10 protein-coding genes and 2 pseudogenes are annotated in these 11,031 nt (G+C 71.3%); 2 read left to right on the top strand and 10 right to left on the bottom strand.

Annotated elements, in window-relative coordinates; genetic code table 11:
• Positions 1–674: sulfatase/phosphatase domain-containing protein (locus tag A9X03_RS13315; RefSeq protein ID WP_368664945.1), on the top strand; the 674-nt coding region annotated here is incomplete at its 5' end.
• On the opposite strand, the gene A9X03_RS13310 is transcribed toward A9X03_RS13315, so the two are convergent.
• The gene (locus A9X03_RS13310) at positions 671–1,456 is read right to left on the bottom strand and encodes a trans-aconitate 2-methyltransferase (RefSeq protein WP_068261456.1); all 786 of its coding nucleotides are present in this window, start codon (positions 1,454–1,456) and stop codon (positions 671–673) included. The genes A9X03_RS13315 and A9X03_RS13310 overlap by 4 nt on opposite strands.
• Before the next feature lie 121 nt (positions 1,457–1,577).
• On the opposite strand from A9X03_RS13310, the gene A9X03_RS13305 reads away from it, so the two are divergent.
• Entirely contained in the window at positions 1,578–2,771 is a 1,194-nt protein-coding gene (locus A9X03_RS13305; RefSeq protein ID WP_068261453.1) for a S9 family peptidase, read from the top strand.
• Here A9X03_RS13305 and eccE read toward each other — a convergent pair.
• The 9 genes and pseudogenes from eccE to A9X03_RS13260 form a co-directional block, all read right to left on the bottom strand.
• Complete coding sequence (gene eccE / locus A9X03_RS13300; protein WP_067760832.1) at positions 2,761–3,729, bottom strand: type VII secretion protein EccE; 969 nt, start codon at positions 3,727–3,729, stop codon at positions 2,761–2,763. The two genes, A9X03_RS13305 and eccE, sit on opposite strands and share 11 nt — an antisense overlap.
• Positions 3,730–3,743: 14 nt before the next feature.
• On the bottom strand, positions 3,744–5,138 hold the full coding sequence (gene mycP, locus A9X03_RS13295) for a type VII secretion-associated serine protease mycosin (RefSeq protein ID WP_067760830.1): 1,395 nt from the start codon (positions 5,136–5,138) through the stop codon (positions 3,744–3,746).
• Positions 5,135–6,598 (bottom strand): type VII secretion integral membrane protein EccD, encoded by a 1,464-nt coding sequence (eccD, locus tag A9X03_RS13290; RefSeq protein ID WP_156670266.1) that lies wholly within the window; start codon positions 6,596–6,598, stop codon positions 5,135–5,137. The genes mycP and eccD overlap by 4 nt, the downstream gene beginning before the upstream one ends.
• 34 nt (positions 6,599–6,632) lie before the next feature.
• Positions 6,633–7,376, bottom strand: a pseudogene (locus tag A9X03_RS13285) (ESX secretion-associated protein EspG); the annotation flags it as partial.
• Positions 7,377–7,513: 137 nt separating this feature from the next.
• Positions 7,514–7,804, bottom strand: coding sequence for a WXG100 family type VII secretion target (locus A9X03_RS13280; protein ID WP_067278112.1), 291 nt, complete (start codon positions 7,802–7,804; stop codon positions 7,514–7,516).
• A 38-nt stretch (positions 7,805–7,842) separates the two neighbouring features.
• Positions 7,843–8,136, bottom strand: a complete 294-nt coding sequence (gene esxG, locus A9X03_RS13275; protein ID WP_067278108.1) for a type VII secretion system protein EsxG — start codon at positions 8,134–8,136, stop codon at positions 7,843–7,845.
• A gap of 63 nt (positions 8,137–8,199) precedes the next feature.
• Positions 8,200–9,693 (bottom strand): PPE family protein, encoded by a 1,494-nt coding sequence (locus A9X03_RS13270; protein ID WP_068261451.1) that lies wholly within the window; start codon positions 9,691–9,693, stop codon positions 8,200–8,202.
• A gap of 12 nt (positions 9,694–9,705) precedes the next feature.
• The gene (locus A9X03_RS13265) at positions 9,706–10,005 is read right to left on the bottom strand and encodes a PE family protein (RefSeq protein ID WP_068261448.1); all 300 of its coding nucleotides are present in this window, start codon (positions 10,003–10,005) and stop codon (positions 9,706–9,708) included.
• A pseudogene (locus A9X03_RS13260) lies at positions 10,002–11,031 on the bottom strand (type VII secretion protein EccC); the annotation flags it as partial. The gene A9X03_RS13265 and the pseudogene A9X03_RS13260, both read right to left, overlap by 4 nt.

Raw genomic sequence — 11,031 nt, 5'->3', positions numbered from 1 at the left:
CCAAGTCCACGCTCTATGACGCGGGAACCGGCATCGGCATGATCATCAGGCCCCCGACCGGCCGGGCGCTGCCCCCGCGGGTCTACGACGAGCTGTTCAGCGGCGTTGACCTGCTGCCGACGCTGCTGGGCCTGCTGGGCGTGGACGTTCCGGCCGACGTCGAGGGCGTATCGCACGCCCGCGCCCTCCTCGCGCCCGACCCGCACACCGTGCCGGTCCGGGACCACGTATACACGACGAAGACCTATCACGACTCGTTCGATCCCATCCGCGCGATTCGCACCAAGGAATACAGCTACATCGAGAATTACGCCCCGCGGCCGCTGCTCGACCTGCCGTTGGATATCGAGGAGAGCCCGTCGGGGGCAGCCGTCGCGCCGTTCATCACCGGCCCACGCCCGCAGCGTGAGCTCTACGACCTGCGCGCCGACCCCACCGAGACCACCAACCTGCTGGCCGCCGGCGACGCCGACGCCGACGAAATCGCGGCCGATTTGGCTGTGCGGCTTCATGATTGGCGTCAGCGTACGGGTGATGTAATCCCGTCGGAGTTCGCCGGCACCCGCATCTCGGCCCGGTACACCGAGACGTATCTGCACATTCATCGGGTGAAACCGACCGCCCGGTCTGCGCTCGCCGCCGACCGCGGCATCGAGGAACAGGCGAGCGGTTAGCCGCCGGACCGCCGGGAACCGCCGACCTCGGCGACGATGAACACCCGCCGGAACGGGAAGATCGTGGTCCCGTCGGACCGGGGCGGGTAGGCGTCGTCCAGCAGCGGGATGAGCTCCTCGCGGAACCGTTCCCAGTCTTCGTCGCCGAGCCGCTCGCGCACCGGAACCAGCGCCGTCCCGGTGATCCATTCCAGCACCGGGTTCTCCCCGCCCAGCTGGTGCAGGTAGGTGGTCTCCCAGACGTCGACTTTGCACCCGGCGTCCAGCAGCAGGTTTGCGTACTGGATCGGCGGCTGCACCACCGCGCCGACGCGAAATGGTATGTCCCGCATCACCTTTGCGTAGGGCTCCCGACGGGCCAGGGTGCGCACCGTGGCGTGCGACGGCGTCTCGAAGTTGCCGGGAATCTGGACGGCGATCCATGATCCGGGCGGCAGCTCGCCCGCCCACCGGACCAGCAGGTCGGCGTGCTCGGGCACCCAGTGCAGCGCGGCGTTGCTGACCACGAGGTCGGTATCGGGCTTGGGTTTCCAGTCCCGCAGGTCGCCGATCACTGCGTCGATGCCGCGTTCCTTCGCGGCGGCGACCATCTCCGGCGAGCTGTCCATCGCCTCGATCACCGCGTCCGGCCAGCGCCGGGACAGGTACTCGGTCAGGTGGCCGGGGCCGCAGCCGAGGTCGACCACCCGCCGGGCCCGCTCCGCCCCCACCCGGGACAGCAGGTCGTAGAAGGGCCGGCTGCGATGGTCCGCAAAGGCCAGGTAGACATCGGGATCCCACATGTCGGTCCTCCTGATCAAAGCGCCGCCGCCGGCCGGGGAGATAGACAAACGGTATTACCGCATGCGGCCCCGCCGCCCAAGTGGCCCCGGCCGCCGCGCCGGCCGGTTAGCATCGGCGTTCGTGGCGCCCGACACTTCGATTGAACCGCCGATTCCCGCCGCCTTCGAAGGCGCGGACGTCCCGGTCGACGACGGCGGCTTGCCCCCGAATTCGGCGCTGTCCCCCCGCCAGCGCATGGTAGTCGAGGGCTCGGCCATCGGCGACCTGGCGCTGCGCACCTGGGTGTCGTCACTGCTCACCGCGACGGTGGCACCCGCCGTCGTCGCCGCGTCCCTGCGGCACGCCGATGCCCGCGCCGAGCGCGCCAACCTGAGCTTCTACGCCGGGCTGGGCGCGCAACGCGATCCGGTGAAGTCGTTTCCCGCGCCGACCGAGCCGCCGCGGGTGTCGTCGCGGCGGGCCAGCCCGCTGACCGAGTGGGTCGCGGGCGGGACGGTGGAAAACATCGCGTTCCCAAGCAGCTTCAGGGCGATCAACCCCGCGATGCGCCCGCAGTGGTCCGCCTTCAGATCCAACAACACCGTGCGCGCCCAGCACTGGCGCCACGACGACGGGCCACGCCCCACGCTGTGTGTCATCCACGGCTTCATGGGATCGTCGTACCTGGCCAACGGGCGGTTCTTCGCGCTGCCCTGGTATTACCGCTCCGGCTACGACGTGCTGTTGTACACCTTGCCATTTCACGGCAAGCGGGCCGAAAAGCTTTCGCCGTTCAGCGGTTTCGGCTATTTCGCCGGCGGCCTGAGCGGTTTCGCCGAGGCGATGGCCCAGGCCGTGCACGACTTCCGGTCCGTCATCGACTACCTGCACGGCACCGGGGTCGACCGCATCGCGCTGACCGGCATATCGCTGGGTGGCTACACCTCGGCGCTGGTGGCCTCCGTCGACGACCGGCTCGAGGCCGTCATCCCGAACTGTCCCGTCGTCGCCCCGGCGAACCTGTTCGACGAATGGTTCCCGGCCAACAAGCTCGTGCGACTCGGGCTGCGCCTGTCCCGCATCAGCCACGCGGAGTTATCCGACGGGCTGTCCTACCACAGCCCGCTGAACTACCGGCCGCTGCCGAGCAAGGATCGGCGGATGATCATCACCGGGCTCGGCGATCGGATGGCGCCACCGCAGCACGCCGTCCAGTTGTGGGAACACTGGGATCGCTGTGCGCTGCACTGGTTTCCGGGCAGTCACGTGCTGCACGTGAGCCAGCTCGACTACCTGCGCCGGATGACCGCGTTTTTGCAGACCGTCATGTTCTAGCGGCTTCGGCGACCGAATCCGCGCGCACCGGGGTCGGCCAGTCCAGCTGCGCCAGCAAGCCCGCCGCCACCTTGGCGTGACCGTCGAGCCGCCGGGTGGACAACAAATCCAGTGCCTGCAGCGCGGGCCGGTGATTGCCGCGCTCCGGTACCAGCCCCGCCGGCGCGGCGATCCGCTCCGGCGGCGTGTCGGTCAGGAAGGCGCAGGCGGCCGCGACGGTGTGGTGCGTCCCGTCACCGGCGAACTCCAGCGCGGTGCACGTCTCGCGCGCCGGATGCTCCCTGATCGCCTCGAGGGTGGCCGCCAGCCCCTCCCCGACCGGGATCTGGTATGCCGCTAGGTAATCCGAGGCCCCACGCTGCACCCCGGACCAGCTCTCGCGGGGGTTGGAGGTGAGCAACCGGGGAACGTCGTCGGGCGCGACGATGGTGACGTCCCAGCCGAGCTCCCGCAGGTGGTCGGCGAGCCGGCGCGCCGCCACCTGCGCGGTCTCGTGCAGCGGGATGCGTGCCGAGCGCGCCCGCAGCGCGGCCAGGTTCTCAGTGGCCGAAATCGTGAGACCAATCCACGTCTCGCGCCTCGATGGGTCGGATGCGTTGTCCCGGTTCGTGATCCGGATCTTGTGCGCCCGAATGCCGTAGCGGTCCAGGTAGCCGGCGATCAACGGCAATGGCAGCACGTCGGCGTCGCCGCCCGGCACGCCGATCCGCAGCAGCGCTGTCGTCGCCGTGGCCGAATCGGATTCGGCCGCGGTCTCGCCGCGCCCGATGATCGCCAGCCGGCGGCGCGCCAGGGTGGTGAAATACAAGCCGCGCCAGGAACCGAACAACACGACGACCACGGCGGCGGCCATCCCGAGCAACCAGTAATCACGGGGTGACCGCCAGGGGTAGGCCATCACCGCGGGCACGACGGCCAACAGCGCCAGCGTGATTCGGCCGGGTCCGGGGATTGGCATCCAGCGCTGGGGGCTCACGGGGTGTGGTCCTTTCGTCGGCGGGTGGCCGTGGCGGCGATCGCGCCCGCGACTGCGACGAGCACAGCCAGCGCGGCGGTTCCGAGGAGCGCGACGGTCCGGGGGGTGGTGTCCTTGGGCGCGGGCGCCGGCGGAACGGCGACGGGTTTGACCTGTGCGGCGGGCGGTTGGTTGCCCGCGGGCAGTTGCCAGGTCAGGGCTGCCACCGGGTCCACGCTGCCGGTGCCGACGACGTTGGAGGGCGCGCGTGCGCCGCCCAGCGCGGTGGCGGTGATGCGATGGATGACCTGCGTGGCGTTGAGGTCGGGGTACTTGCTGCGGACCAGCGCCGCGACGCCGGCGACGTAGCCGGCCGCATAGCTGGTGCCGCTCAGCGCGACCTGCTGCTGGTGTTCGTCGGGCAGTCCGTTGGCCAGGCCGCCGCCGTCGGCGTTGCCGACCGACACGATGCGTTCCCCGGGCGCCGCGATCCCCACCCACGGCCCCGCCATGGTGAATTTCGACGGCTGGCCATCCGGCGTCAGGGAGGCCACCGACAGCACGTAGGGCTGCCACACCGACGGGATGGAGACCGAGGTGACGCCCGCCCAGTTGCGCGGGTCGTCCGGGCGGCTCAGGTCGGTGAGCGGGTTGGACTCGCAGGAGGTTCCGCCGCCCACCGATCCGGTCGCTCCGGTGTTGCCCGCGGCGGCCACGATCACCGCGTCCTTGTCCACCGCCGCGTAACGGATCGCGGCGCCGAGCGCGGCCTGATCGACCGGCCGGTCGGCGGGCAGGCAGGTGAGCGTGGAGATGTCGATCACCCGGGCGCCGAGGTCGGCCGCACGCACGATCGCGCGGCCCAGCGTGGTGACGTCCAGCGCCGCCCGCGCCATCAGCGGGTCTCCCCCGGGCGTCCGCGGCGAGAACTTGGCCGACGTCGTCCTGATCGAGACCACCCGCGCCGCGGGCGCCACGCCGGCGAAGCCGTCGTCAGCCGGTTGGCCGGCGATGAGCCCGGCCACCAGGGTGCCGTGGCCGTCGCAGTCGGTCAGCCCGTCGGTCGCCTCGACGAAGTCACCGCCCGGGTCGACGTTGGGCAGGCGCGGACCCGGCCGCACCCCGGTGTCGAGCACCGCCACCAGCTGGCCCTCTCCGCGCGAGAATTGCCATGCGCCGGGCAGATTCAGCGTGGCCTGGCTGGGTGTGGCGGCCGCGGGGTCACTGCCGGGGATCACCCCGGAGACGGTGCACGGACCGCGCTGCTCCATCGGCTGCACGGCGCCCGGGGCCCCGCTGGGCGGCGGGACACCCGGATCGACCTTCGGCGCTTCGATGGCCATCGCCGACGGACACGTCCACAGCACGGCCGCCAAAGCCGCGGCGAGACAAGCCGATCCGGATCGGATCATCGATTGAGTATCCAGGTGAAGATGCCGACCAGGAATGCCATGGCGGGGATGAGCGACGCGTCGAGCCCGGCCGCGACGAAGCCCACCAGCCGTCGCACCGGGAGCGAATAGCTCTCCGGCTCGGCGATCTGCGGGTTGAGCGCCACCACCACCCACACCAGGGTCAGCGCGACGAGCACCAGCGCGGCGCCCAGGGCGGCGGCGTAGCGTCCGGTCGCGGTGTAGAGCACCAGCAGCGCACCGGCGGTCAGGTACGGCTGGGCCAGCAGCCACGCCTTGCACGCCGCCGAATCCCACACCCGCGCGCGCAGCACGGACGTCGCCGCGGTGGCGCCCACCACGTACCAGCCCACCCCGCTGCACGCCTCGGGGCGCAGGGTGATCGCCACGGAGCCCAGGACGCTGAGAACCACTGCGGCGGCGATGAATCCGTTCTGGTGGGCGTCGCCGGTCCGCACGCGCCGCGGCAGGTCCTCGAGCACCCGCAGCGACGGCGCCGACGGCGTGGGGTCACCGGGCGCCGGGATGACCGGCAACGGGAAACGCGCCCAGAGCGCGGAGAGCTGCGCCGCCTCGATGGTGACCAGCAGCGCCGCGACGATCAGGCCGCAGCCGATGGCGAGTGGCCGCAGGTGCCACAGCACCTCGGCGCCCGCCGCCAGCAACACCCCGGCCCCCACCACCGCGGTCGCGGTGAAGAACCCGACGATGCGCTCACGCTCGGCGCTGGGCACCATGAGCGCGATGAGCGACCACGCGGTGACCCCCGCAGCGGCGAGCATGATCTGCGCCGGCCCGAACCGTCCGGGCACGGCCAACGAAAGGGCGGCGCCGATGGGCACCAGCGCGGCGATCGAGCACGCCGTCGCGGTGCGCGGCGAGCGGGCCGCGACGAGCAGGCCGGCGATCGCGGTCAGGGCCGCGATCGCGCTGACGGCGACCAGCCCGGCCAGCGCGCCGGTGGTGACGCGGTAGGTGACCGAGAGCCCGGTGGCCAGGAACGCGACCGCGATCACCGCGGCCAGCGCCCCGCGCTGGATATGCGCTGCGCCCCAGGGCTTCAGCCGCGAGGTCGAGAAGATCATGGCCGCATCGGCGATGTCCTCGACGATCCCGGGGGCCGCCTGGCCGACCGGCACCGGCTGCAGCGCCAACAGGTCACCGTCCACAACCCCGACCGTGTCCAGGCTGGCGTCCAGGCTGAACGGCGCGCCGCCGATGGGCGCGAGGCTCAGTTGGGTCGCGTCACCGAGGTCGGCGGCGCCCCGGGCCGTGTCGTCGGATTCGCCGTTCGACGCCGAAGGAACCACCAGACGCTGGACCGCGGGCAGGATCTCACGCAGCGGCAGCTCGGCGGGCAACGCCATTTCCGTCAGCCTGCTTTCCGCGAGGATTGCCACGCGGACGATCGGCATGACGGCGCCGGACGTCACCGGACCCTCGAAGGACGCTGGGGCCATACCTGAAACATCGTTGCTCTCTTTTCCGTTGGGGTTACGCGTGTTGCGCGGTGAAATCTCGGGCCAAGCGGTGGCCGGAGAACCATTCGGACTCCGGCAGTAAAGCGGTCAGCTGTTCGATCGCCAGGGCGATCGCGAACGGTGTGCCGGGGGCGAAGGTCGACACCCATTCGCCGTCGAAGGCGCGCGACGGGCTCACCAGCACGCGGCCCGCGGCGGCGTCGACGATGCTCATCCCCACCTCGGTGATGGCGTGCCTGCCGTCGCGGCGGCAGCCGGCGACGATCTCGACGTAGCTGCGCGGGCCGTTGAACACCGACTCCACCACCGACCGGGCCGACTGCGGGATGCCCAGGTAATCAACGACTTCGGCCAGCGAGGCGCCCGAGCGCAGCCGCTCGTCGGCCCGCGCCCCGACGCGGGTCGGCATGCTGAACTCGTCGAATCGGGCCGGCGGTTGTTGTGCCAGCCCGACGCTCAGCACCGGAACCAGCGCGCGCGGGTCGTCGATGTCCATGGCGGTGAACGTGATCAGCTGCGCGCTGCGCAGCGCGACGACGGTCTTGACGCTGGTCGCGGGACGCTGAGCCACGATGCCGCGCAGCAATTCGCCGGTGCCGGTGTCCTTGGCGGGCCCCACGTAGCGCAGGTCGAGCCACCGCTCCGGGAAGCACACCACCCTGATCCAGTCGGCCACCGTCGGATTGATGGTGCCGCCCTCCGATACCAGACCCATCCGGGTCAGCTCGGCTCGCTGACGGTCGAGGAACGCCTGGTTCATAGCGGAAACCATTGGGGCGGGTAGCTTCCCGTGGGTGCTGGCGATCACCTCGCCCTACACCGATGCCACGCAACGCCAGGCGTTCCTCGACCGTCAGCTCGACGGCGTTGGGCTCAGCACTCATCTGACAGGAACTAACCGCCCCACTTGGCGGCTTCGGCCTGGTCCCGGGCGAGCATGGACGTGGTGTTGGCCTCGTGGGTGCTGGCCATCGACTGGTAGGCCCGCACGAGGCTTTCCATCGCCTGGTTCCACTGGGCCTGCCAGGCCTGGTAGGTCATACCGGTGTCGCCCTGCCAGGCGTTGGACAGCGTGGCCTGCTCGCTGGCGATGTCCGAACCCAGCCCCTGCAGCGTGCCGGCGTAGCCGGCCATGTCGGCGGCGTGGCTCAACATCGCCGGGTAGTTGTACATGATTTGGGACATGAGAAGTCCTTTCGCGGTTGTTGGCGGCTGAAGCTCGATCAGAAGGCGTTGTAGCCGGACGCCGCGGCGGCGTCGGCGGCGACGTAGGTTCCCGCGGCGTCGCCGAGGTTGGCCTGGGCGATGTCGAGCAGGGTGTTGACCCGCGCGGCGGCCTCGACGAAGCGGGCGTGCGCGGCCTGGAACGCGGCCGAGGACTCGCCCTGGTGGAACGCCTGTGCCGACATGGCCTCCTGCTCGGCCTGACTGATGGTGCTGCGCATCAACGCCGCCTTGGCACTGAAGGCCGACTGCGCGGCCACCAACTGCGGGATGTGGGCGTCCAACATACTCATGGTGCTTCCTTTCTCTGCGGTCTCATGGGGTTTCGGTGACTGACGAGCATCGGGCTGACTGCCTTATCCCCCTTCCCTGGGCTCGGTCGGGCGCGCCGGGTCGTGGTCCCAGGTGCCGGGCATCATCGGCATCTTTGGGCCGCTGCCGAATTCGCCGTCGGTGAGCTTGGTCAAACCGGCCGCCCGGAAGGTGTTCGCCTTCCGCGCGGTGCCGGCGAAGCCCAGCGTCCCGGCCCCGGCACCGGATGCCACCGCCGCGGCCAGTCGCTCATCGTCGTCGTCGTAGTCCGGGGGCACGCCGATGTCGGAATCCATGTCCGCGAACTCGTCGGCGTGGTCCCGCAGCGTGGCCCGGCGGCGCCGCCGCGCGCGCGCCTCCGCCCGGCTGGCCGCGGCCGCGCCGGCCGCCGGGATGGTCGCCGCCGGCGCTTTGGCGCCACCACGGCCACCCACCGTCGGTCCCACGCCGGTCTCCGGGTCACCGCCGTAGGCGACCAGGTAGGCCAGGGTGCTCGGCGCCGGCGCGGGCGCCGGGGCGGGAGCGGTACCGGTACCCGCCGCGACCGAAGTGGCCGGCGCCCCAGCGGGAGTCGCCACCGTCGGGGCCAGCGCGACCGCCGGCAGCAGTGACGCCGGCTTGGTCGAGGCGACCAGCGGCGCCGCGGCGGCTCCCGCCGCCACCGGGGCGATCTCGGCGGGCGCGGTGAGCAGGGAACTCAGGCCGATGCCGAGCAGCAGCGGGATGAGGAAGGGCGCGGTCAGGATCGCGCCCCAGGTCGGCCAGCCGACGGCGTTGAAGAACACCTGGTAGGCGACGAAGAACAGCAGCGGGCCGTTGGCGGCCAGCAACGCCGGGAGGTTCGAGAAGATGTTCTGCAACAGCTGCTGAATGTTCTGGAAGAAGTCCTGCAGGAACTTGGCCAGCTGCTGGAAGAAGTCGGAGATCGCGTTCGCGGGGTTGGAGGTGTTCTGCGCGGCGTTGACCGCGGCGTCGTTCGACTCCCCGCCCGGCCGCACGATGGCCGGCGCCGGGGTGCTGCGCGGCGCGGACGCGAGCGCTGCGCCCGAGGTGGCCTGATAGGCGCCCATGACGGTCGCGGCCTGGACCCACATCCGCGCGTAGTCGGCCTCGTTCAACGCGATCGGAATCGTGTTGATGCCAAAAAAGTTCGTCGCCACCAACACCCCGTGGACGGTGTGATTGGCGGCGAGCTCGCCCAGTGTCGGCATGGCCGTCAGGGCGGCGGTGTACGCCGCGGCCGCGATCTCGTGCTGCGCGGCCACGCCCGCGCTGTCGGCGCTGGCCTGCTGCAGCCACGCCAGGTACGGGGCGTGCGCGGCCGCGTACTGCTCGGCCGTCGGCCCCTCCCAGGACCCCGCCTGGGCCTGGCCCACCACCCCGGTGAGTTCGGCTGCCGCCGTTGCGTATTCGGTGCTCAGCGCGGTCAACGCGCTGGCGGCCGCCAACAGCGGCCCCGGCCCGGGACCGGCGCTCAGCAGCGTCGAATGCACCTCGGGTGGCGAAGCCATCCAAAGGGGCGCAACGGGGGACGTCATTGTCGGGCGCCCTTAGAACCCGTACGTCGCCGCGGCCGATGCGTCCCCGGCGAGATAGCTGACGCCGGCCTCGCCGACGCCCACGCCGGCGCGGCCGAGCTCTTCCACGCCCTGGGCGGCGACGGCGGCGTGCTCTTGACCCTGTGCGCTGAAGCCGAGCGCGGTCTGCAGCGACACCGGATCCACCGCGGGCGGCACCACCGCGGTGATGGCCGGCGCGCCGGCCGCGTGCGCGGCCGCCAGCCGCGCCGTCAGCGCCTCCACCGCGGCGCTGGTCGCGGCCAGGCCCTCGGGAACCACTCGCAACGTCATGACTCTCCCCTTTCACCAAACATCGCGGCCTCACCCACCAGCGGGTTGACCAACTGCACGTACGTCGGAATGTCGCTGTCGCCCAACAAGATCGCCCGCCCCGCGGGCAGCCGGCCGAAGCGCTGGCCCCGGATCTTGCCGCTGTCCTGCGGGTTGCCCGCCAGCATCAGCGTGGTCGCCTGCAAGTCGTTGAACCGGCGCAGCAGCGGGTTGGTCATCAGGGCGTGCCCGGATCCGGTCGCCCGCGCCGTGACGATCACCCGCAGCCCCAGATCGGCCGCCTGCGAAAGGATTCCGATCAACGGCGTCCATGGCCGCTGCCCGACGTACGGGCCGCTCATCGCCGGCGCGTCCGGTATCTGGTCGACGTCGTCGATGATCAGGTAGTGGGTGTGGCCGGCGTATGCCCACCGGGCCAGCTCCCCGGGCGACAACCCGGCCGGGGGACGCCGCGATTCGATGATGTTCGCCAGCCCCAACATCGCCGGGATGATGCGGTCGACGTTGGCGGTGTACTCGTTGTCGGCGAACAACGGCTCGTCGACAAGGTGCAGCCGGCGATCCAGCACCGTGAAGGCCACCTGATCGGGCGTGGAGTGCTCGCGGATGGTGCGAATGATGTGGCGCAGCAACGTGGTCTTGCCGGATTTGCTGTCGCCGAACACCATCAGCAGCGGCTCGTCGGCGAAGTTGACGACGACGGGCGCCAGGTCCTCCTCGCGCTGGCCGATGACCACCTGCTCCGTGCCGCGATAGAGTGCGCCGAGCGCCTCCGGCGCGAGGTTGGTCGGCAGCAGCCGCACCGGCGGCGCGGCCATGCCCGGGTAGCGGGCGTTGATCGCGGCCACCTGGTCGAGCTCGGGGTTGGCGAACAGGAAGTGCTCGGCGGCCATCGTCAACCCGCGGCCCGGTTGGTCGTGCGGCACGGACTCCGCGGGGCGACGCAGCGCGCCGACGAGCCGCACGTTGCTGTCCCGCGGGTCGTGCAGCTTGAGCTCGAGCCGCAGGCCGAGGCCGTCGCGCATG

This window comes from Mycobacterium sp. E1715 (assembly GCF_001667625.1).
In the GTDB taxonomy this organism is placed as follows: Bacteria; Actinomycetota; Actinomycetes; order Mycobacteriales; family Mycobacteriaceae; genus Mycobacterium.
The sequence above is the reverse complement of the archived record's forward strand: the minus strand, read 5'-3'. Positions and strand labels throughout refer to the sequence as shown.